Below are 21,650 nucleotides of genomic sequence, written 5' to 3'. Positions count from 1 at the left end.
CAGATACGGATGCAGTGACTGGAAAAACGCCATCGTCGGATCGCCGCCCGGACCAAGCCCGCTCCCACAGGTACGATGGAGTTACGGCTTAACCTTGCGCCCAACCATATGCTGCAAATACCCCACCAGCATCCCCAGATCCCCATCCGGCAATACCTCGGTCGAGAACCCGGGCATCTTCGCCTGCGGCCAATGGCGCAAGCCCTGTGGATCGCGAATATAGCGCTTGAGGAAGTCCACGCCGAAATACTCGGTGGGGTTGTACGGAATATTCAGGTCCGGCCCGAACTGCGAGTCGCCGGCGCCATTGAGTCGATGGCAGGCCAGGCAGTTTTTCTGGAACAACGCAAACCCCTTGTTCACCGGATCATCCGCCTTCAAGGCCGGATCGGGCAGCAGGGCTGGGAAGCGCTCGGCCACGGGCGCCAGGCGTTTGATGCTCGCGACCTGGAACGGCCATTGTTCGGGGCTGATGTTGCCGGCCTGCGGGTTGGTCCAGACCAGATAGAACGGCCCGGCGCCCGGTTTACCTTCGGCTAGCGGTGGCCAGGGCTTGGCCGGGTCTTCAATCGCCAGCCACGCCTGTGCACCCTGGGTTTTGAGCAACGGCGCTGCGGCCATTTCGGCGGCAAAGCCATCCAGGGCCACGGCTTGCAGGTGGTCGTCGGGCTTGATGCCGGTCAGCAGCGCGGACAGAGGCACGGCGCGGTAGCTCATGTCCTGCTTGTAGGAAACGTCGTTGCTGATGTTGATGGTTTGAACCTGAGGATGCTTGAGCAATTCCTCGGTTTGCCAGGTGCGACTGTTCGCGCCCAGCTCCAGGTTCAGCTGTGCGGCATACAGGGGCGAGCCGAACAGCAGGGCCCCGAGCAGAATGAGCATTTTCAAGTGATCGCCGTCCATGTCGTGCAAGTGCCGTCAAGGTTGGCACAGCCACGCTGGCCCGGGTAGCGGGCCAGTCACATTTTGATAGTGGCAATTCAAAAACCGTGACGCCGTATCTTTCAGACGCGACTAGCCGATCACCTTGGTCAGGTTCGGCAATATCAACAACAGTGTGGTGGCGAAAAGGATGAGCCCGGCTTGTCGTACTTTCGATTGTTTGAACATGGCTTGACCGCCTTTATTGTTATTTCCTGATGCCTGCCTGCATTGCTCCATGACGGCAGGTGCACTTCCTGTAGCGACGAGCGCCTCGGCAAAACCCGACGACGACTTCGTACAAGTTCACCTTAGAGCCCGTGCTGCGCTTGGCTTAGATCCATTTCATATGGAATTGTTGCGATTCGCTTTAAAAACGGCATGAGGCCTATTGCCAGCTTCTTCGCCGCCCGTTGGCTAGACAGCTTGGCGTCTGGAATCGGTAAATCCGGTAGCTCACTACCGTCCGTCTGAGCGTGAGCGTCAACGTCTGTGAGCGCTGCGGTCATTGAATCAAACGCGGCTCGGGCCAAGAGTGAGCACTCGATATTCATCCACCCGCACTGTGGTTCGAGGACGTCATGACCCAAGCATTGATTTTCGACGCGTTACGCACGCCCCGTGGCAAAGGCAAGGCCGACGGCGCCTTGCACAGTGTCAAGCCGGTGGATCTTGTTGCCGGTTTGCTCACCGCACTGCAACAGCGCACGGCGCTGGACACCAGCCAGGTCGATGACGTTGTGCTCGGCTGCGTGACCCCGATTGGCGATCAAGGTTCTGACATTGCCAAGACCGCCGCTCAGGTGGCCGATTGGGATGTCAGCGTGGCGGGGGTACAGATCAACCGTTTCTGTGCGTCGGGGCTGGAAGCGGTCAACCTCGGCGCAATGAAAGTGCGTTCGGGCTTCGAGGACCTGGTGGTGGTCGGTGGTGTCGAGTCGATGTCCCGGGTGCCGATGGGCAGCGATGGCGGGGCCTGGGCGCTGGACCCGGCGACCAACCTGCACAGTCACTTCACGCCACAGGGCGTGGGCGCGGACCTGATCGCCACCCTTGAAGGCTTCAGCCGCCAGGATGTCGATGCCTACGCACTGCATTCCCAGCAAAAGGCTGCGCGGGCGCGGGCCGACGGTTCATTCAGCAAGTCGCTGGTGCCGGTGCAGGATCAGAACGGCATCATCCTGCTCGATCACGATGAGTTCATCCGCGCCGATTCGACCCTCGAAGGCCTGGGCAAGCTCAAGCCGAGTTTCGAGATGATGGGGCAGATGGGTTTCGATGCCACCGCGCTGCGGGTCTATAGCCATGTCGAACGGATCAATCATGTTCACACCCCTGGCAACAGCTCCGGAATCGTCGATGGCGCGGCACTGATGCTCATCGGCTCCGAAGCCAAGGGCCGGGCGCTGGGCCTGCAGCCACGGGCGCGGATTGTCGCCACGGCGGTCACCAGCACCGATCCGACCATCATGCTCACCGGTCCCGCGCCAGCGACGCGCAAGGCGTTGGCCAAGGCCGGGCTGCGGGTCGAAGACATCGATCTGTTCGAGGTCAACGAAGCGTTCGCTTCCGTGGTGTTGAAATTCATCAAGGACATGGCCGTCGATCCGGACAAGGTCAATGTCAACGGCGGTTCCATCGCCATGGGTCACCCGCTGGGCGCCACTGGCTGCGCCATTCTCGGCACGCTGCTCGATGAACTGGAAGCCCGACGCCTGCGCTATGGCCTCGCGACCCTGTGTGTCGGCGGCGGCATGGGCATTGCCACCATCATCGAACGCCTCTGAGCCCGGACTTCAAGGAATCCAGTTATGAACGAAGCCATTCGTTACGAAAAAGGCCAGGACCAAATCGTCGTCCTGACCATCGACCTGCCGGGCCAGAGCGCCAATACCATGAATGCGCTGTACCGCGAGGCCATGGCCGGCTGCGTCGCGCGCCTGGTGGCCGACAAGGACAGCATCGCCGGTGTGGTCATCACCTCGGCCAAGAAAACCTTCTTTGCCGGCGGCGACCTCAATGAACTGATCAAGGTCGGCAAGCCCGAAGCCAAAGCCTTCTACGACATGGTGCTGACCCTCAAGGGCCAATTGCGCACCCTGGAAACCCTCGGTAAACCGGTGGTTGCGGCGATCAACGGCGCGGCACTCGGCGGCGGCTGGGAAATCTGCCTGGCCTGCCATCATCGCGTGGCGCTGGACAACCCGTCGGTGCAACTCGGCCTGCCGGAAGTTACCCTCGGCCTGTTGCCGGGCGGCGGTGGCGTAGTGCGCATGGTGCGCATGCTCGGGATCGAAAAGGCCCTGCCATATCTGCTCGAAGGCCAGAAAGTTCGCCCGCAACAGGCATTGCAGGCGGGATTGATCGACGAACTCGCGGCAGATCCCGAAGAGCTGATGGCCAAGGCGAAGGCATGGATTCTCGCCAACCCGACAGCGGTACAACGCTGGGATGTGAAGGGCTACCAGATTCCGGGCGGGACGCCGTCAAACCCGAGAGTCGCGCAGATGCTGGCGATTGCACCGTCGATTCTGCGCAACAAAACCCAGGGCACGATGCCCGCACCGGAGAAGATCCTGTGTGCGGCGGTCGAGGGCGCCCAGGTGGATTTCGACACGGCGCACCTGATTGAAACCCGCTACTTCACTGAGCTGACCACCGGCCAGGTGTCGAAAAACCTGATTGGCACGTTCTGGTTCCAGCTCAATGAAATCAATGCCGGCGGCTCGCGGCCTCAAGGCTTTGCACCTTATGTCACCCGCAAGGTCGGGGTGCTCGGCGCCGGGATGATGGGCGCAGGTATTGCGTTTGTCAGCGCATCGGCCGGTATCGAGGTGGTGCTCAAGGACATCAACATCGCCGCGGCGGACAAGGGCAAGGCGCATTCGGCGGCGCTGCTGGACAAGAAAGTCGCTCGCGGACAAATGAGCATCGAGCAGCGCGACACCGTGCTGGCGCGCATTCAAACCACAGCAAGCGATGCCGACCTGGCCGGTTGCGACCTGATCATCGAGGCCGTGTTCGAGGATCGTGACTTGAAGGCCAAGGTCTCGCTGGCGGCGCAGAAGGTCGTCGGCGCGGACGCCGTGATCGCCTCCAACACCTCGACCTTGCCGATCAGCGGCCTGGCGTGCGCCGTGCCCGATCAGAGCAAGTTCATCGGCCTGCATTTTTTCAGCCCCGTGGAAAAAATGCCGCTGGTGGAAATCATCAAGGGCGCCAATACCAGCGATGAAACCCTGGCTCGCGGGTTCGATTACGTCCTGCAAATCCGGAAAACCCCGATTGTGGTCAATGACAGTCGTGGTTTCTTCACTTCAAGGGTGTTCGGCACCTTCACCAACGAAGGCATTGCCATGCTGGGTGAAGGCGTGAACGCGGCGATGATCGAGACTGAAGCACGCAAGGCCGGCATGCCTGTAGGGCCGCTGGCGATCTCTGACGAAGTTTCCCTCAGCCTGATGAACCATATCCGTCTGCAAACGGCCAAGGACCTGCAGGCAGAAGGCAAACCGCTGAAAGAGCATCCGGCGTTCGCCGTGATTGACCTGCTGCTCAATGAATACAAACGTCCGGGCAAGGCTGCCGGGGGCGGTTTCTACGAGTATCCGGCGGGCGGCCAGAAACACCTGTGGCCGCAATTGAAAACCCGCTTCGAGAAAACCGACGGGCAGATTTCGCCTAAGGATGTGAGAGATCGCCTGCTGTTCGTGCAGGCCATCGAAACCGTGCGCTGTGTGGAGGAGGGCGTGTTGACCTCGACGGCGGATGCCAACGTTGGTTCGATCTTCGGCATCGGTTTCGCCGCGTGGACCGGCGGTGCGCTGCAGTTCATCAACCAGTACGGCGTGCAGGACTTTGTCGCCCGCGCCCAGTACCTGGCCAAGCAATATGGCGAGCGGTTTGCGCCACCCGCGTTGCTGCTGGAAAAAGCAGCCAAAGGGGAGGCATTCTAAGGGCGCGGTGACGCATTTCGGGGCTTGCCTTGTCACGGTGTTTCAGGGCAGGCTCTGGGGTGTGCATTATTCCCATCACGTGTCAGGTATTTTTTATGTCGTTACGCATCTGCATTCTGGAAACCGACCACCTGCGTCCGGAATTGGTTGACCAATATCAGGGCTACGGGCAGATGTTCAAACACCTGTTTTCGCAGCAGCCGATTGCCGCCGAGTTCACGGTCTACAACGTGGTGCAGGGTGAATACCCAAGCGACGACCTGACATTCGACGCCTACCTGGTAACGGGCAGCAAGGCCGATTCCTTCGGCACCGACCCGTGGATCGAGACCCTCAAGAAATACCTGCTGACCCGCTACGAGCGCGGCGACAAGTTGCTCGGTGTCTGCTTTGGTCATCAGTTGCTGGCCTTGCTGCTCGGCGGCAAGAGCGAGCGTGCGACCCAGGGCTGGGGCGTTGGCACGCACAAATACAAACTCGCCGCCAAGGCGCCGTGGATGAGCCCGGTGCGCGAGGAACTGACGCTGCTGATCAGCCACCAGGACCAGGTCACGTCGCTGCCGGAGAACGCCACGGTCATTGCTTCCAGCGATTTCTGCCCGTATGCCGCCTACCACATCAACGACCAGGTGCTGTGCTTCCAGGGGCATCCGGAGTTCATCCACGACTACTCCCGTGCCCTGCTGGACATTCGTCAGGAGGCGCTGGGCGAACAGGTCTACAGCAAAGGCATTGCGAGCCTGGAGCAGGAGCACCAAGGCACTACGGTTGCCGAGTGGATGATGCGGTTTGTCGCGCACAAGCCCAAAGCTGTTTAAAACCTGTAGGAGCGAGCCCTGCTCGCGATGGTCGTGAACGATAACGCGCCAAATCTGATAGCCCACGGTGCTTCCAGGTTTTTCGCGAGCGAGCTCGCTCCTACAACCACCCCGACTTCTTGAAGCTCGCCCACAACCCCAGGCAACCCACCGTAATAAACCCCAGCACCCCGAAATAGCCGTAGCGCCAATTCAACTCCGGCATGTTCTGGAAGTTCATCCCGTAGATTCCCGCCACCGCCGTCGGGAAGGCCAGAATCGCCGCCCAGGCCGCAAACTTGCGCTGCACCACGCTCTGGCGAGAGGCCTCCAGCAGCACCCCGACCTCAATCGTCTGGCTGGCAATATCCGCCAGGGTCGTCAGGTCCTCCATTTGCCGGGTTACGTGGATCTGCACGTCGCGAAAGTACGGGCGCATGTTTTTATCGATAAACGGGAAACTCAGCCGCTGCAATTCCTCACCGATCTCGATCATCGGTGCCACATAACGACGCAGGCGCAAAACATCACGACGCAGGCCATGCAGCTTCTGGATATCGTAGTCATTCAACACGCCGCATAACACGTTGCGCTCCAGCTCATCGATTTCCGCGTGAATGACTTCGCCCATCGGCTGGTAGTTTTCGATCACAAAATTGAGGATGGCATAGAGAACGAAATCTTCCCCGTGCTCAAGCAATAGCGGACGCGCCTCACAGCGTTGTCGGACATGGGCGTAGGACGCCGAGTGACCGTTGCGTGCAGTAATGATGTAGCCATTGCCGGCAAAGATATGCGTCTCGATGAATTCAAGTTTGCCTTCATGGCGGATGGGCGAATACGTCACGATGAACAGCGCATCGCCGAAGGTTTCCAGCTTTGGCCGGCTGTGCTTTTCCAGGGCGTCTTCAATGGCCAGTTCGTGCAGGTTGAACTGGCGTTGCAGGTTGTAGAGTTCCTCGGCATTCGGCTCCTCGAGGCCGATCCAGACAAAGTGCCCGGGTTTGGCAGCCCAGGCTGCGCCTTCGTCGAGGGTGATATTGGTGACTCTCTTACCGGCGCTATAAACCGCAGCAGCAACAACTCTACCCATGATGGTGGTTCACTTCTTATTGGCAGCTTTCAATTGGCAGCAAATGCAATGGTTGTGTTGATCAGCTTAGCCTTGCAGTGTTTGAGAGTCAGTTAAATCTGTCGAGTTCGCCGGTAAAGTCTTGCAGGCAAAAGAAAACCCGCACCAGGCGGGTTTTCTTGTTCAGGCGGCTTGCAGTTGCCGGTCCATCGAATCGATGCACTCACGCATCTGCTCGCGGCACTGGGCAATCAGCATGGGCATGTCGTCCAGGCTCAGTCCGGCGGTGGGAATCGCCGGCAACGAACGGATCAGGATTTTCCCGCTGCGCCAGCGGTTCAGTCGCATGTGTTTGACGTAACTGCTGACACACACCGGCACGATCGGCACCCCGGCGGCAATGGCCATCTGGAAGGCGCCTTTCTTGAAGGGCAGCAAGTCCTCACCCAGGTTGCGCGTGCCCTCCGGGAAGACCCAGATCGAGGTGTCCTTGTTTTGCAGGGTGTGGGTGGTGGTCAGCATCGACTGGCGCGCCTTGTGCGCATTGCCACGGTCGATCAGCACATTGCCGGCCAGCCAGAACAACTGCCCGAACAGCGGCACCCATTTCAGGCTCTTTTTGCCGATGCACACGGTACGGCGGGGCACCACGTTGCCAAACACAAACAGGTCGTAGTTGGACTGGTGATTGGCGATGATCACGCAACTGTCAGGTTTATCCATCAATGGCCCGACTTCGGCCTTCACCCGCAAACGCAAGATACACATGGCCGGCCACGCGTACAGGCGTGCGCACAGACGGCTGTTGTCCGGGTTGAACGGCCGGCACAGGCCGAGAATCACACCCAACACACCCGCCACGATAAAATGCAGGCCCATCAATGACATACGCAACAAGAACAGCATTTACAGGCCCCACCGGGACAAAAGGTGGCGCAGTGTACGGATGTGCACTGTTTTCGGCAATTGCTGCCAGAGTAGTGGGAGATAGCCGATGTTTGTGCTGATGTTTCCGACCAACTGGTCAGATGCTGTCTAGAGCGGTTACAGACGTTTAACTGAGAGATGTATGAAAAAGCCCGACACGACGGTCGGGCTTTTCGTTGTAGCCAATCCAGGCTTAACCCAAATGCTCCTGGTCCTGGATGATCGCGTTGTCCAGGGTCTCCAGCAGCGCTTTGCGCACTTTCAATTTGGTGTTCTTGTGCGCGGTCATGTTGATCTTCTTCAACTGGCGAGCCGCCGCCAGTGCCGCGCCTTGCAGTTCTTCAGCCGACACCACGACATCAAGGAAACCGGCAGCCACGGCGCCCTGTGGAGTGAACATCTCACCGTTGACCACCGAACGCTGCAGCGCGACTTTGTTCAGGCGGTCACGGGCGATCTCGATGCCGGCGTGGTGCATGGTCATGCCGATCTGCACTTCGTTCAGGCCAATGCTGAACGGGCCGTCGACGCCGATGCGATAGTCGGCCGACAACAGCAGAAACGCGCCCTTGGCCACAGCATGCCCCGGGCACGCAACGATCACCGGGAAGGGGTGCGACAGCAGGCGGCGGGCCAGTGTCGAACCGGAGGTCACCAGTGCCACGGCTTCTTTAGGGCCGGCCGTCATCACCTTCAAGTCATAACCGCCGGAGAGAATGCCCGGCTGGCCGGTAATGATCACTACCGCACGATCAGTCACCGCCTGATCCAGCGCAGCGTTGAACGCGGCAATCACATCCGGGGAAATGGCATTGACCTTGCCATTGCTCAAGGTCAGGGTCGCGATACCGTCTTCGAGATGGTAGGAAATCAACTCACTCATGACGCTATTCCTTTCAATAAAGATGGGCAGACGTTACCCACCGCCGCAGGCCAGGTAAAGCGCTGTGACTGACCCGCCAGTCACCCTTTCCTTGCCCACCAGGCGTAGCCCGCCATGCCTGCCGCACATTCCCCTCTATATAGAAGAGGGGGCGAAGCCGGAGATTGGCCGGTTTGCCATGGCCCGGAACGACCGGAAACACTGAATCGCGTTAACCGCATGAAAATTCTGAAAAAAATGTTTGCCATCGGAAAAGCTTTCGACTACATTAGCGCGCCTCGACAGACAGAACTTGTTTGAAGAGATACGGTGAAGTGTCCGAGTGGCTTAAGGAGCACGCCTGGAAAGTGTGTATACAGGAAACTGTATCGAGAGTTCGAATCTCTCCTTCACCGCCAAATTCGATGTAGACAAAACCCCTGGTTTCGAAAGAAGCCGGGGGTTTTTCGTTTCAGTGATGCGCTTTTCATCAGGGTGGTCGGCTCTGTGTGATTTCGATCCGCGCTCGCTTTCAACACGCCCAAGGTGTAGCAAAAAATTGCGCGCCGATGGGGTGGCAATTTGCCTTGGCGTGATACATTAGGGCGCTTGTGTCTCTTGGGCCAAAGTTCATTAGTTGATCTCCAGAATGGAATCAATACGACTTTCGTCTGAATTGCCTCACAACATGGACGTACACGCGCTAAAGGGAGAAGCGCCAGGGCAATATCAAGGTTTCTCCTTTTTTGTGCGTTTACCTGGCCTGGACCTGGCTTGCCTGGGAAAGCTTTGAAGGTGCACCTGTTTCTATGCGAAATGTTTATTTGATCAGCAACGTCAATAATGGCGGGAAGACCTATCTCGAATATTTGTTGCCGGCGCTCAACGCTCTACGCAGTCAATACAACTGTATAGTGGTTCAGACAAATACTACGGGACTCAGTAAGGTTGAAGCGGAGCAGTTTCTAGGTTATCCAGTTACAGAGGTGGGGCTGGATTTTTTCTTGAGCCTTAAGTCTGAAATAGTCATATCAAACGATGCCTGGGTCGGACGACTGCTTGATGAGTCAAACTTTGGTATTTTTATTGCGCATGGCAATGTCGGCATGCCACTTAGGGACAAGTATTATTGTTCCGAACTGATGTCCTATTGGGATGCAATTGTTTCCTCATCGCGGTCGCTGTTCGATCTGATCAAGACCGGTCTTAAACTTTACAGGCAAGACAGGCATTCATTGCTTCTTACCAACGAATTCAGTACGTCGCGTACGGATCTTCGAAAAACAAGTGCCATTTCCATTCGGCCCGTAAAGACTCCCGAAACTTTCAGTTCTCCTCCGGGTTTTCTGCGCGCGCCCGGGGTGTACGTGGTAGGTCTTCTGCCAACCCAGATAGGGATTTGCGCAAGTGGCGCTTCTCTATTTGAAAACATGGCGGTGGTCATTAATTCGGTCAAGTCGCAGATTCCTCATGCGAGGTTTATTCTGCGCCCTTATATGACTGATTTTGAACGTCCGTTTGTAAGGGAGGTGTGTGACCAGCTTGCTCAATACTCATGGATTACGATTGATGAGACCGAGCAAAGCAGCAAGGACTTCTATCGTCAATGTGACACGGTCATCACCGACGCTTCAAGTGGTGGTGTTTCCTTTATGCTGAACACTTGCAGGCTACCCATTTACTATGTTCCGAATGCCAATGATGACCATCCGATCGTCAGTGCCTGGCTGGATCAAATGGGGGGGTTACTGCCGATCGCCAATACGGGTGAAGTGCTGAAGGCCATGGTTGGTGAAATTCAATCGCTGCCGCCTGAAGCACATTTTCTTATGTATAAGGACTTCTGTGAAAAAGAGTACGGCGAGTTGCATCACCCGGATCAGGTGTTTCAGGAACTGGTTCAAAACCAGCATGAATCGCGTTATCGCTACTGCGTGATTGGTTCCGCCGGGGAAGTCGGCACGGCTTTGATCAAAGATCAACCAAGTGTGCAGCAATGATCGACTTTCAAGCGAAATTGGAAGTTTCGTCCTGCCTATGAATACGAATCAAATGAACGGCGATATCGCCGGGCAGGTTGTGTGGATTACCGGGCTCTCGGGTGCCGGCAAGTCAACGTTGGCCCGTGAGTTCGTTGCGCGGCTTCGCGGCCAGGGCCATTCGGTGGTCTTGCTGGATGGGGATGAACTGCGTGATGTCTTTGGCGCAGCGACGGCCAACGTGCAAAACCACGGTCGTGAGGGGCGGTTGGCGCTGGCGATGCAATATGCGCATCTTTGCAAAGTGATTGCCGCGCAAGGGCACACCGTCGTGATCGCAACGATTTCGCTGTTCCGTGAAGTTCACGTTTGGAACCGCGCTCATTTACCCGGTTACTTCGAGGTTTATCTGAAAGTGCCGGTGCAAGAGTTACGCCGCCGAGACCCCAAGGGCATATACCGGCGGTTCGATGCGGGCGAGCTGCACAATGTCGCAGGGCTGGATTTATTGATAGATGAACCGGACGCGGCGGACTGGGTGGTGGAGTTTGAAGCTCACCGCTGCGTACAAATATTGACTGATAACTTGCTAGATCGATTTTATAAAAGGAATTTCATATGAAAACCGAATGGGATTACACAACGCTGGCCGATGCTTATCTGAAGCGTCCCGATTACGCCGATGCTGCAATCGACGCGATGCTCTCAATTGCAGGCGCCGAGAAAGGTGACAAGTTTTGCGATGTTGGCGCCGGTGTTGCGCACCTGACGTTGATGCTGGCCGCTCGTGACCTGGATGTCGTGGCCGTGGAACCCAATGATGCGATGCGAGGCAATGGCATAAAGCGTACGGCCGACCTGGCCAACGTCACTTGGCATGAAGGAACCGGCGAAGTCACGGGGCAGGTTTCCGGCGCCTTCGATATGGTCACCTTTGGCAGTTCCTTCAACGTCTGCGACCGCCAGTTGGCTCTCAAGGAGACCGCACGCATTCTCAAGCCTCGGGGCTGGTTCGCCTGCATGTGGAATCATCGTCACCTTGACGACCCGATTCAGGCTCGGATCGAAGCCATCATCAAGGAGCGGGTGAAGGATTACGGCTATGGCACCCGCCGTGAAGATCAAACGGCTGTCATCGATGCCAGTGCGCTTTTCGGGCCTGTCGTTCATCTGGACGCGCGTGTCATGCACGAACAGACCATCGAAGAATGTCTCGAAGCCTGGCGTTCTCACGCGACGCTGGAGCGCCAGGCCGGTGCGAAATTCCATGAAGTCATCAGTGCCATCGATGACTACCTGCAAAGCCTTGGTACGGCCTCGATCCAGATTCCGTACTCGACCAATATCTGGGTTGCTCAGTTGAGATAATGCCGATGGCGCTGCATTTCTCGACCAAGGCTGGCACCTTGGCCAGCCTGCAACAGCGGCTCAAGTCGGCGCGTATTGCGCCGTTGTTGTCGTTCACCGTGGGTGACTGGCAACTCGGTGGGGAGGCCTGTTTTCGTGACATCCAGGGGCAATTGGGGATTGGCCCCTGGATCGTACGGTCCAGTTGTCTGCGTGAGGATGGAGAGCAAGCCTCCTGCGCGGGGGCCTTTCTTTCGATCCCAGACGTCAATGAAGCGGGGTTGGTATCGGCTGTTGAAAGAGTCATCGCCAGCTACGGTGAGGTCAATCCGATAGACGAGGTGCTGATTCAGCCGATGCTGGGCAACGTGGTTCGTTCCGGTGTGGCCTTTTCCCACGATCCGAATACCTGTGCACCCTACCGGGTGGTGAACTGGTCGGAAGGCAGTGACACGGCATCGGTCACCAGCGGTATGGGCGGGCGGCTGTGGCAGCAGGCGGCACACAGTCAGGTACCGCCACCGCCCGGCATCGCCCCGATGATTGCCTTGCTCGAAGAGCTGCTGGCGCTGTTTGACGATACGCCGGTCGATTGCGAGTTCGCCGTTACGGGCGAAGGAGGGGGCGAAGTCTTGTGGCTGCTGCAGGCGCGCCCGTTGATTTTGCCAACCTCTCCGGAGTCGGGAGCCGCGCAGGCCGCCAGTCTGGAAAGCATCCAGCGCAAGGTGGCGCGAGGCATGCGCCCGCATCCCTTCCTGATGGGGCAACGTACCGTCTATGGCGTGATGCCGGACTGGAACCCCGCGGAGATTATCGGCATCCGCCCCAAACCGCTGGCACTGTCGCTCTATCGCGACCTGGTGACTGACTCGATCTGGGCCTACCAACGCCACAACTACGGCTACCGCAACTTGCGCAGTTTCCCGCTGATGCCACATTTCATCGGGCTGCCCTATATCGATGTGCGTTTGTCGTTCAACTCGTTCATTCCGGCGGATCTCGATGAAGGATTGGCCGGGCGTTTGGTCGATCACTATATCGATCGCCTGCTGGCTGAGCCGACGCTGCACGACAAGGTGGAGTTCGAGATTGTGTTCTCGTGCTACACGCTGGACCTGTCCCGGCGACTCGAGCGATTGGCCAGTGCCGGTTTCCAGGAACACGAACTGGAGGCCATCAGTACCAGTCTGCGCAAGCTGACCAACCGCATTGTTCATCCCAAGGACGGCTTGTGGCGCGCCGATGCCAACAAGCTGGACATGCTCAACGCTCGACGTGAAGCATTGCTGGCATCCAACGCCGACCCGCTGGAACGCATCTATTGGTTACTGGAAGATGCCAAGCGCTACGGCACCTTGCCATTCGCCGGTCTGGCGCGTGCCGGTTTCGTTGCGGTGCAAATGCTCAAGTCCCTGGTGTCGGTGGGGGTGTTCTCGCAGGCTGACTACGATGGCTTCATGGCGGGTGTCTCGACCGTCAGCGGCCAGTTGGCACGTGACCGCGCGCTTCTGGACAAGGCGACGTTCCTGGCACGCTACGGCCATTTGCGCCCGGGTACCTACGACATCCTTTCGCCTCGGTACGATGAAGCGCCGGAGCTCTACTTCGACTGGACCCAGCGGCCATCCGCTCCGGAGCCGCTCCAGCCGTTTTCACTGACCCTCCCGCAGATGCGCGAAATCGTGAAACAACTGGAGGCCCACGGTTTGCAGCCGGACCCCGTGGGGTTGCTGGACTTCATGCAGGCCGGTATCGAACTGCGCGAACTGGCCAAATTCCATTTCAGCCGCAACCTCTCGGATGCCCTGTCATTGATTGCCGAGGTCGGCGCCCAGCAGGGTATCGGGCGCGAGGACATGGCTTATTGCGACATCAGTGTCTTCAAGGAGCTGCATGTCGCCGCCACAGACCCCAAAGATGTGATCTTGCGCAGCATTGAACAAGGCAAGGCGCGCTACGAAAAGACCCTCAGGATATCGCTGCCGCCGGTGATCACCCGGCCCGAGGATGTCTGGTCCTTCGAATGGCCGGAAACAGCTCCCAACTTCATTACTCAGAAACAGGTAACTGCACCGGTGGTCAGCAGTGATGACCGAGACAGGCTGGCGGGAGCGATTGTGTGCATTGCCAATGCGGACCCAGGGTTTGACTGGCTGTTCGCCTACCCGATTGCCGGGTTGATAACCGCTTGGGGCGGGGCCAACTCGCACATGGCGATCCGGGCCGGCGAACTCGGCCTGCCAGCGGTCATCGGTGCCGGTGAAGTGTTGTACCGTCGATGGTCGGCGGCTCAACGCCTGCATCTGAACTGCCCCGGACGCTGGGTGGAGATACTGCTATGAAGGTGGTTGCCATCAGCCAGCGTGTGGACGTGTTGCCTGAACGGGGTGAAAGCCGTGATGCGCTCGACCAGCAGATGGTCGCCTTTCTTTTGGCGGCCGGATGCATGCCCGTGCCGGTACCCAACGGGTTATGCCAGCAAACGCTCGGTGCAGGGCTGACGGATGATGCCCTGCAAGTCTGGCTGAACGCGGTGGGACCACAGGCGATCGTATTGTCGGGAGGCAATGACATTGGCCAGTGCCCGGCACGCGACCGGACCGAGGCCGTGTTGCTAGAGCATGCACGCTCTGAACACCTGCCGGTACTCGGGATTTGCCGGGGAATGCAGATGATTGCGCACTGGTCAGGCGCCGAGCTCAAGCCGGTGACAGGCCATGTGCGAGTCCGGCACAGATTGTCGGGGACGATTGCCGCCCTGGTGAACAGTTATCACGGTTTTTCGCTTGTCGATTGTCCGGACGATTTTACAGTCATGGCGCGCAGTGAAGATGGAGAAATCGAAGCCATCCGGCATGTCAGCCTGCCTTGGGAAGGCTGGATGTGGCACCCCGAGCGTGAGGGCGTTTTTGCATCGCATGACCTTCTGCGATTGAAGAGGTTGTTCCGGGTATGAATTTCTCCATCAGGCCGTTCGGGTCAAGTAGCCCGGTGAGGCAGGGCTGGAGCCCGACTTGCCGAGGCGATTTTCTTTCGAAAACTCATGAGGTGGAACGGTTGTGAAAGCCATTGTCCTGGCTGCCGGGCGCGGCAGTCGCATGAAAAGTCTTACCGATGAACGCCCGAAATGCATGGTCGAGTTGCGCGGCAGGACATTGCTGGAGTGGCAACTCGAAGCACTGCGCGGTGCAGGCATCCGGGAGATAGCCATCGTCACTGGCTACAAGCGCGAACTTCTGGCGGATCAAGGGTTGATCGAGTTTCACAACCCGCGTTGGGCACAAACCAATATGGTGTCGTCGTTGGCGTGTGCCGAAGCCTGGCTCGAGGACTCCCCCTGCATCGTGAGTTATTCCGACATCTTCTACAGCCCTGCGGCCGTCCGGTCGTTGATGGCCAGCGAAGCCTCCCTGGCCGTCACCTACGATCCGAACTGGCTGGCACTCTGGACGCAACGTTTTGGCGATCCGCTGCTGGACGCCGAGACTTTCCGTCTGACATCAGCCGGTACCCTGGCCGAAATCGGCAACAAACCGAAATCAGTGGACGATGTTCAAGGCCAGTACATGGGGCTATTGCGTTTCACGCCACAGGGCTGGGCGGAAGTCGTACGGCTACTGTCGGAGCGAACGCCGGAGCAACGTGACAAAGTGCATATGACCCACACACTTCAGCAGGTCATCGAGGCGGGACGGGTTCCGATTCAGGCCTGCGCCTATGCCGGGGAATGGGGCGAGGTGGATTCGTCTGAGGATCTGGCCTTGTACCAATGATCGGCAGGTCAGAGTCGGTTAACGCCGGCGTTCGATGCGTTGGCTGAATATCTGAACAGAAAGGAACAGCAATGATCACCACCACTACCCATTCCATTGAAGGTCGGCAAATTACCGCCTATCTGGACATCGTCAGCGCCGAGTCGGTGCAAGGGATCAACGTCGTCCGTGATGTGTTTGCCGGGATGCGCGACTTTTTCGGCGGGCGCTCCCAGACACTGGAGCGAGCGTTGAAGGAAGCGCGCATGCAGGCCACCGATGAGATCAAGGAGCGGGCGCAGGCGCTTGGGGCGGACGCGGTGGTCGGGCTTGATTATGAGATCAGCATGCCAGCCGGCAAAGGCGGGATGGTCGTGGTGTTTGTGACCGGGACGGCGGTCAAGTTGCGGTGAAGGAACGAGGCCATTCGTCGGTCACGGGGAAATCCGAACGGCAAGTCCATTAGTGACCGGCTAGTCTGAAAAACCTTGGCGATCGATATTTTTTCGGCGAAAGGGTTTGCCGGTGTCGATCCCGCTTTTTTGAAAGGGGTGATGAGATGGCTGATCCGTATCTCGAGGACGATGGCGCAGAGTTTCCGATCAACAATTCCGTACGGTGTGGCCAGACCCAATATGTGGCCAGTTTTGGCGAGGACCAGGCCGAGGTCGACAAGATCAAGACCAGGGCGTGCCGGGTGCAGAAGGGCAAATTCCTGCCCAAGGTGAGCGCACCGGTCAGGAAGTAGACGAATGCCAGAAGACCCCGTCATTGGGCGGGGTTTTTGATGACTGAAGAGGGGCATGACAATATTTTTAAGTGGCTGATCTTTCACAAACTTTTCACAGCACCCTCCGTAGTCTCGACTCATCCGTTAGAAAGCAACACCTGGCCCGTCTCCCCAGCGGGCTTTTTTTTGTCCGTCATAAAACCTTTTTCAAAAACGCTGTCCAATCGTCGCCAATCGCGAAGTTGGACCGGTGTGCTGGACTTTATCCGCGCAAAAGCATTCAATCTCGCCCCCATTTTGTGTACCCCTATTTTTTGAGGTTTTTGTCATGCGTTTAACACTGCCCGCTCTGGTTCTGGGGCTTCTGGTTGCTCAAGGTGCAATGGCTGGTGACGGCACTGCCGCGCTGGGCGGTGGCTTGGGCGGCGCATTGGGTAACGTGGTCGGCCAGAAGATGGGCGGCAGCACTGGCGCAGCGATTGGTGCCGGCGTTGCTGGCGCGGCGGGCAGCGCAGTTGCCGCCAAAAAAGGTCATCGCACCAGTGCTGCTATCGGTGGCGGTGTCGGTGCGGCCGGTGGTTCGGTGATCGGTAACAGCCTCGGCGGCAAATCCGGTGCCACCATCGGCGCGGGCCTGGGCGGTGCATTGGGCGGCGGCGTAGGCAGCAACCTGGCCAATGGTCACAAGCGTCACTGATCCTGATCCAGATTTGAAAAAAACCCGGCTGATGCCGTAATGCTGTTCATTTAAGCGTGAATGATNACCGTCATCCTGACACGGGACGAAACCAAAGGCTGGTCGTGCAGAAGCACCGTTTCCCATGATTACTTGCCGAAAGGGTGTTCCGGTTCCGCGACATGAATAGCTGAATCAAATCCCCGCCATTGCTCCAATGCTGTTGAGTCAAGGATTCTGTAGGAGCGAGCTTGCTCGCGATGGTCGTTAACGATGCCGCGTGTTTACTGACTAAACGCAGCGCTCTTGAGTCCATCGCGAGCAAGCTCGCTCCTACAGAGTCCTTAAATGAACAGCATTACGGCCGATGCCGGGTTTTTTCATTTATGAACGTTTCACGCCGCAGCGGCTCAAATCTTCCATACCCCTGAAGAATGCGAGGCGTGCCATGAACCTGAAAACCGACGGCAATAAAACCGCAAGCCTGTGTGCTGCGATTGTTTTTGGATTGTTGGTCTCTCAAGTGGCGCTGGCGGGAGGCAATGGAGATGCCGCGGTGGGCGGTGGCCTGGGTGGCGTGTTGGGCAACGTTGTCGGCGGCCAGGTGGGCGGCAGTACTGGCGCTGCGATTGGTGCGGGTGTCGGCGGCGCGGCCGGTAGTGCCATTGGCGCACCCAAGCACAGTCGCACCGAGGCGGCGGTAGGCGGTGGTTTGGGTGCGGCCGGTGGTTCGGTGATCGGCAACAGTCTGGGCGGCTCGACCGGCTCGGCCATCGGCGCGGGTCTTGGTGGTGCGGCGGGTGGCGCGGTCGGTAATGATCTGGGGAGTGACGGCGGCCATTCCCATTCCGGCGGCGGGCATAAACACTCGAACAAGCACCACCATAAGCATCACTAGTTAAGCGAGGCATGCCATGGCTGCGCAAACCAAAGGCAAGAAAGAAAAAGGCCCGAGCGAACAGCCGTTTATCAACGATCCCGGCAATGAAGATCCGGGATCGTTGATGGACGATGCGACAGTGCCGCTCAACGATGCTGATGATGCGGGCGATGTGGGCAATATTGATTTTGAAGATGAGGAAGAAGACGAAGATTGATCTGGTCCGGTGACGCTCGCTATGCTGCTGAATCCTTTAATCCATCCGGGCATCAGGCCATACCTGAACTGCCCCGGATGCCTCGGAAAATGGATCAGCTGCGATGAATGCATCACTGAAGGCATTCGGCCCGATCAAGGCCGTGATTTTCGATATGGATGGCTTGTTGCTGGACACAGAGGGCATCTACACCGAAGTCACGTCTATCATCGCCGCTCGGTACGGTCGAACGTTCGACTGGAGCATCAAACAGAACATCATTGGCCGGGGCGCAGGCGATCTGGCGCGCTATGTGGTTCAAGCGCTGGACTTGCCGATTACCGCAGATGAGTTTCTGGTGATCCGCGAGCCGCTGATGCGCGAGCGTTTTCCGGGTGCACAGGCAATGCCTGGCGCGCAGGAGCTGGTACGGCACCTGAAGGCCAACAACATTCCCATTGCCGTCGGCACCAGCTCTTCGAGCCAGTCGTTCGGCCAGAAAACCACCTTGCACCGCGACTGGTTCGCCTTGTTCGACTTCATCGTCACCGCCGATGACCCCGAGGTGGGCGCGGCCAAACCGGCACCGGATATTTTCCTGACGGCAGCGCGGCGTCTGGGCGTGGCGCCCGAGGATTGCCTGGTGTTCGAGGATTCGCCCTTTGGCGTCACCGCCGCGAAGGCGGCGGGGATGACGGCGATTGCTATTCCGGATGCGGCAATGGCCGACGCCAGGTACGCACATGCCGATGGCATTCTTCGTACGTTGAAGGCGTTTGTGCCGGGTGCTTTTGGTTTGCCTGCGCTGGAATGGACCTAGCTGAAAAGACTGCTCGACACTGGCAAATGTGGGAGCGAGCCTGCTCGCTCCCACATTTTTTTGCGTTTAGTGCGTCAGGCGCCGAAGCCGCCGTCGATGCTCAGGCTGGCCCCTGTGATGTAGCCGGCTTCCGGGCCGACGAGGTAGGCGACGAAGCTGGCGATCTCTTCGGCCTTGCCGTAACGGCCCACGGCCATCATCGGGATCAGGCTTTCCGCGAAGTCACCGTGTGCCGGGTTCATGTCGGTGTCGACCGGCCCTGGCTGAACGTTATTGATGGTGATGCCTAGCGGGCCGAGATCGCGGGCCAGGCCTTTGGTCAGGCCGACCAGTGCCGACTTGCTCATGGCGTACGGGCCGCCACCGGCGAAGGGCATGCGGTCGGCGTTGGTGCTGCCGATGTTGATGATGCGACCGCCGTCGGTCATGTATCTGGCGGCAGCCTGGGTGGCGATGAATACGCTGCGCACGTTGATGGCCAGGGTCTGGTCGAAGTCTTCGAGTTTAAACTCGGCCAGCGGCGCGACGGCCAGTACCCCCGCATTGTTGACCAGGATATCCAGGCGACCGAAGGCCTCTACCGTGGCGGACACGGCGCCGCGGATCGCCTCGGCGTCGGCGCTGTCAGCCTTGATGGCCAGGGCCTTGCCGCCCTTGGCGATGATGCTGTCTCGCAGTTCTTCGGCCTTGGCCGTCGAGCTGACATAAGTGAAGGCAACGGTTGCGCCTTCAGCAGCCAGGCGCTTGACGATGGCTGCGCCGATGCCACGGGAACCACCTTGAATCAATGCCACTTTGCCGCTGAGGTTCTGAATAGTCATGTCGATCTCCAAGTCCCGAGGCGAGATGTCCCGGTTGATGGAGCCTAGTATCGATTCAGGATTACACGCTGTGTAGACCATAATTACGATAGTCTGTGTAAACCAGAAGTTTATAGTGACGGCTATGGAAACCTTCAGCAGTATCGAATGCTTTGTGCGCAGTGCCGAGGTCGGCAGTTTTGCCGAAGCGGCGCGACGCTTGAGCCTGACCCCGGCGGCGGTGGGCAAGAGCGTCGCCAAGCTCGAGGCACGCCTGGGCGTCAGGTTGTTTCAGCGCAGCACCCGCCGCCTGACCCTGACGGAGGCTGGTCAGCTGTTTCTCGGCGAAGTCAGCGGCAGCCTGCACACGATCCAGAATGCCGTGGCCAATCTCGCCAGTGCCGGTGGGCAGCCGGCGGGTACTTTGAAAGTCAGCATGGGGACGGTATTCGGCTGCCTGTACATTGTGCCGATGCTGGGCGAATTTCTGCGGCGATTCCCGGCGATCAACCCGGACTGGCACTTCGACAATCGCCAGGTCGATTTGATCGGACAGGGCTTCGACGCGGCAATCGGCGGCGGCTTCGAATTACCCCAGGGCGTGGTGGCGCGCAGGTTGAGCCCGGCGCATCGGGTGTTGGTGGCTTCGCAGGCTTACCTGGAGGCTCATGCGTCGATCAGCGAGCCGGATGACCTCAAGGACCATGACGGGATTCTGATCCGCTCGCCACAGACCGGTCGTGTGCGCTCCTGGCAGTTGACCCATCGCAACCAGCAGCACAGCCCGTTGACGCTCAAGGCGCGGATGACCATGAGCGATTCCGAAGCGGCCTGCGCCACGGCCGCGCAGGGGCTGGGCGTTGCGCTGGTGAGCATGCCGTTTGCGGCGGGTTATCTGGAGTCGGGCAGGTTACAGCGGGTGTTGCCGGACTGGTACATCGACGACGGCTACACCTCCATCTATTACGCCGAACACAAACTGTTGCCCGGCAAGACCCGGGCGTTTGTCGATTTCATCATTGAGCAGTTTGCCGAACGGGGGTTGGGGCGCAGGTTCAGTGCTGTTTGAGTCGGGCTTAAGACCGAGGTGTTGCCATCGCGGGCAAGCCCGCTCCCACAGATTTCGCATTGTTTATATCATCGTGGTACGGCGCAAAACCCTGTGGGAGCGGGCTTGCCCGCGATGAACGATAACGCGGTCTACCGGGCAAACCGCGCCGGCCAGCCAATGATGTTCTTCGGCCGCGGTGTCGCGTAAGTCCGCACCTTCGAAGTCGACAACCCCAGGCGCACCAGCGATTCGGCTATGGTCACCGCCGCCGTCACACCATCCACTACCGGCACACCGGTGCGCCGGCGAATCTGCTCATCCAGCCCCGCCATGCCGCCGCAGCCCAGGCAAATCACTTCGGCCTTGTCCTGGGTCACCGCCAGTTCGGCCTGATGCACGATGGCCTCCAGTGCACGCTGCGGCTCGTGCTCCAGTTCCAGCACCGCCAGGCCACTGGCCCGAACGGAGGCGCAACGGTCCCAGAGGCCGGAGAGCTTGAGGCGATCCTCGATCAGCGGCACCGTACGGTCGAGAGTGGTGACCACGGAATAGGCGTGACCGAGGAACATCGCCGTGCTGGCGGCGGCGTCGGTGATATCCACCACCGGCACGTTGAGCAGTTCCTGCAGGCCTTCACGACCGTGTTCGCCGTAGCCGGCCTGGATCACCGCATCGAAGGGCTGGTCGTAGGACATCACCCGGTCCATGACCGCGATGGCCGCCAGGTAGCTTTCGAAATTGCCCTCGATGGAGTCGGCACCGAAATGCGGGGTGAGGCCGACGATTTCCGTGCCGGGCGAGGCGACGGCTTGCGCCGAGCGGGCGATGGCCTGGGTGATGGATTCGGTGGTGTTGACGTTGACCACGAGAATGCGCATGGGGAG

General features: G+C 58.8%; 23 protein-coding genes and 1 tRNA gene. 18 read left to right on the top strand and 6 right to left on the bottom strand.

The window, feature by feature from the left end; all coding sequences use genetic code 11:
- Nucleotides 1-81: 81 nt before the first annotated feature.
- On the bottom strand, nucleotides 82-903 hold the full coding sequence (locus ACLD1X_RS16230; protein ID WP_429369301.1) for a c-type cytochrome: 822 nt from the start codon (nucleotides 901-903) through the stop codon (nucleotides 82-84).
- Nucleotides 904-1,502: 599 nt separating this feature from the next.
- Between ACLD1X_RS16230 and ACLD1X_RS16225 the strand changes: the two genes are divergently transcribed.
- The 3 genes from ACLD1X_RS16225 to ACLD1X_RS16215 all read left to right on the top strand — a co-directional run bounded on the left by ACLD1X_RS16225 (nucleotide 1,503) and on the right by ACLD1X_RS16215 (nucleotide 5,695).
- Entirely contained in the window at nucleotides 1,503-2,708 is a 1,206-nt protein-coding gene (locus tag ACLD1X_RS16225) for an acetyl-CoA C-acetyltransferase (RefSeq protein ID WP_429369299.1), read from the top strand.
- A 24-nt stretch (nucleotides 2,709-2,732) separates the two neighbouring features.
- Nucleotides 2,733-4,877: a 3-hydroxyacyl-CoA dehydrogenase NAD-binding domain-containing protein gene (locus ACLD1X_RS16220; protein ID WP_429369297.1), complete on the top strand. Its 2,145-nt coding sequence runs from the start codon at nucleotides 2,733-2,735 to the stop codon at nucleotides 4,875-4,877.
- A gap of 95 nt (nucleotides 4,878-4,972) precedes the next feature.
- Entirely contained in the window at nucleotides 4,973-5,695 is a 723-nt protein-coding gene (locus tag ACLD1X_RS16215; protein ID WP_429369295.1) for an amidotransferase, read from the top strand.
- A gap of 100 nt (nucleotides 5,696-5,795) precedes the next feature.
- On the opposite strand, the gene ACLD1X_RS16210 is transcribed toward ACLD1X_RS16215, so the two are convergent.
- The 3 genes from ACLD1X_RS16210 to ACLD1X_RS16200 all read right to left on the bottom strand — a co-directional run bounded on the left by ACLD1X_RS16210 (nucleotide 5,796) and on the right by ACLD1X_RS16200 (nucleotide 8,556).
- Nucleotides 5,796-6,767: a magnesium and cobalt transport protein CorA gene (locus tag ACLD1X_RS16210; protein WP_429369293.1), complete on the bottom strand. Its 972-nt coding sequence runs from the start codon at nucleotides 6,765-6,767 to the stop codon at nucleotides 5,796-5,798.
- A 162-nt stretch (nucleotides 6,768-6,929) separates the two neighbouring features.
- The gene (locus ACLD1X_RS16205; protein WP_429369291.1) at nucleotides 6,930-7,652 is read right to left on the bottom strand and encodes a lysophospholipid acyltransferase family protein; all 723 of its coding nucleotides are present in this window, start codon (nucleotides 7,650-7,652) and stop codon (nucleotides 6,930-6,932) included.
- Between the two features lie 214 nt (nucleotides 7,653-7,866).
- On the bottom strand, nucleotides 7,867-8,556 hold the full coding sequence (locus ACLD1X_RS16200) for a crotonase/enoyl-CoA hydratase family protein (protein WP_429369289.1): 690 nt from the start codon (nucleotides 8,554-8,556) through the stop codon (nucleotides 7,867-7,869).
- Between the two features lie 308 nt (nucleotides 8,557-8,864).
- Between ACLD1X_RS16200 and ACLD1X_RS16195 the strand changes: the two genes are divergently transcribed.
- From ACLD1X_RS16195 to ACLD1X_RS16130, 14 genes are all read left to right on the top strand, one after another.
- A tRNA-Ser gene (locus ACLD1X_RS16195) sits at nucleotides 8,865-8,954 on the top strand.
- Between the two features lie 327 nt (nucleotides 8,955-9,281).
- On the top strand, nucleotides 9,282-10,535 hold the full coding sequence (locus ACLD1X_RS16190; protein WP_429369287.1) for a hypothetical protein: 1,254 nt from the start codon (nucleotides 9,282-9,284) through the stop codon (nucleotides 10,533-10,535).
- 52 nt (nucleotides 10,536-10,587) lie between these two features.
- Nucleotides 10,588-11,136: an adenylyl-sulfate kinase gene (locus ACLD1X_RS16185; protein WP_429369285.1), complete on the top strand. Its 549-nt coding sequence runs from the start codon at nucleotides 10,588-10,590 to the stop codon at nucleotides 11,134-11,136.
- Nucleotides 11,133-11,882: a class I SAM-dependent methyltransferase gene (locus ACLD1X_RS16180; RefSeq protein ID WP_429369283.1), complete on the top strand. Its 750-nt coding sequence runs from the start codon at nucleotides 11,133-11,135 to the stop codon at nucleotides 11,880-11,882. Before ACLD1X_RS16185 ends, ACLD1X_RS16180 begins: the two co-directional genes overlap by 4 nt.
- Nucleotides 11,883-11,887: 5 nt before the next feature.
- On the top strand, nucleotides 11,888-14,203 hold the full coding sequence (locus ACLD1X_RS16175; RefSeq protein ID WP_429369281.1) for a PEP-utilizing enzyme: 2,316 nt from the start codon (nucleotides 11,888-11,890) through the stop codon (nucleotides 14,201-14,203).
- Entirely contained in the window at nucleotides 14,200-14,817 is a 618-nt protein-coding gene (locus tag ACLD1X_RS16170) for a gamma-glutamyl-gamma-aminobutyrate hydrolase family protein (protein WP_429369279.1), read from the top strand. The genes ACLD1X_RS16175 and ACLD1X_RS16170 overlap by 4 nt, the downstream gene beginning before the upstream one ends.
- A gap of 103 nt (nucleotides 14,818-14,920) precedes the next feature.
- Complete coding sequence (locus tag ACLD1X_RS16165) at nucleotides 14,921-15,634, top strand: phosphocholine cytidylyltransferase family protein (RefSeq protein ID WP_429369277.1); 714 nt, start codon at nucleotides 14,921-14,923, stop codon at nucleotides 15,632-15,634.
- 71 nt (nucleotides 15,635-15,705) lie between these two features.
- Nucleotides 15,706-16,026 carry a YbjQ family protein gene (locus ACLD1X_RS16160; protein ID WP_429369275.1) on the top strand — a complete coding sequence of 107 codons (321 nt, stop codon included), beginning with the start codon at nucleotides 15,706-15,708 and terminating at the stop codon, nucleotides 16,024-16,026.
- A 146-nt stretch (nucleotides 16,027-16,172) separates the two neighbouring features.
- On the top strand, nucleotides 16,173-16,361 hold the full coding sequence (locus ACLD1X_RS16155; protein WP_429369273.1) for a hypothetical protein: 189 nt from the start codon (nucleotides 16,173-16,175) through the stop codon (nucleotides 16,359-16,361).
- 310 nt (nucleotides 16,362-16,671) lie between these two features.
- On the top strand, nucleotides 16,672-17,040 hold the full coding sequence (locus ACLD1X_RS16150) for a hypothetical protein (RefSeq protein WP_007988063.1): 369 nt from the start codon (nucleotides 16,672-16,674) through the stop codon (nucleotides 17,038-17,040).
- Between the two features lie 60 nt (nucleotides 17,041-17,100).
- Nucleotides 17,101-17,205 carry a pilin gene (locus ACLD1X_RS16145; protein WP_429369271.1) on the top strand — a complete coding sequence of 35 codons (105 nt, stop codon included), beginning with the start codon at nucleotides 17,101-17,103 and terminating at the stop codon, nucleotides 17,203-17,205.
- A 262-nt stretch (nucleotides 17,206-17,467) separates the two neighbouring features.
- Nucleotides 17,468-17,917, top strand: a complete 450-nt coding sequence (locus ACLD1X_RS16140; protein WP_429369269.1) for a glycine zipper domain-containing protein — start codon at nucleotides 17,468-17,470, stop codon at nucleotides 17,915-17,917.
- Between the two features lie 16 nt (nucleotides 17,918-17,933).
- On the top strand, nucleotides 17,934-18,116 hold the full coding sequence (locus ACLD1X_RS16135) for a hypothetical protein (RefSeq protein WP_429369267.1): 183 nt from the start codon (nucleotides 17,934-17,936) through the stop codon (nucleotides 18,114-18,116).
- Nucleotides 18,117-18,219: 103 nt separating this feature from the next.
- Entirely contained in the window at nucleotides 18,220-18,915 is a 696-nt protein-coding gene (locus ACLD1X_RS16130) for an HAD-IA family hydrolase (protein ID WP_429369265.1), read from the top strand.
- Between the two features lie 74 nt (nucleotides 18,916-18,989).
- Here the strand turns inward: ACLD1X_RS16130 and ACLD1X_RS16125 are convergent, their stop codons facing one another.
- On the bottom strand, nucleotides 18,990-19,736 hold the full coding sequence (locus tag ACLD1X_RS16125) for a 3-oxoacyl-ACP reductase family protein (protein WP_429369263.1): 747 nt from the start codon (nucleotides 19,734-19,736) through the stop codon (nucleotides 18,990-18,992).
- A 124-nt stretch (nucleotides 19,737-19,860) separates the two neighbouring features.
- Between ACLD1X_RS16125 and ACLD1X_RS16120 the strand changes: the two genes are divergently transcribed.
- Nucleotides 19,861-20,784 carry a LysR family transcriptional regulator gene (locus ACLD1X_RS16120; RefSeq protein WP_429369433.1) on the top strand — a complete coding sequence of 308 codons (924 nt, stop codon included), beginning with the start codon at nucleotides 19,861-19,863 and terminating at the stop codon, nucleotides 20,782-20,784.
- Nucleotides 20,785-20,915: 131 nt separating this feature from the next.
- Here the strand turns inward: ACLD1X_RS16120 and ACLD1X_RS16115 are convergent, their stop codons facing one another.
- Nucleotides 20,916-21,644 carry an aspartate/glutamate racemase family protein gene (locus tag ACLD1X_RS16115; RefSeq protein WP_008017624.1) on the bottom strand — a complete coding sequence of 243 codons (729 nt, stop codon included), beginning with the start codon at nucleotides 21,642-21,644 and terminating at the stop codon, nucleotides 20,916-20,918.
- Nucleotides 21,645-21,650: the final 6 nt, after the last annotated feature.

Source organism: Pseudomonas sp. 18173 (assembly GCF_050432945.1).
Lineage (GTDB): Bacteria > Pseudomonadota > Gammaproteobacteria > Pseudomonadales > Pseudomonadaceae > Aquipseudomonas.
Note: the sequence above shows the minus strand (reverse complement) of the source record. Positions and strands in the feature narration are given on the sequence as shown.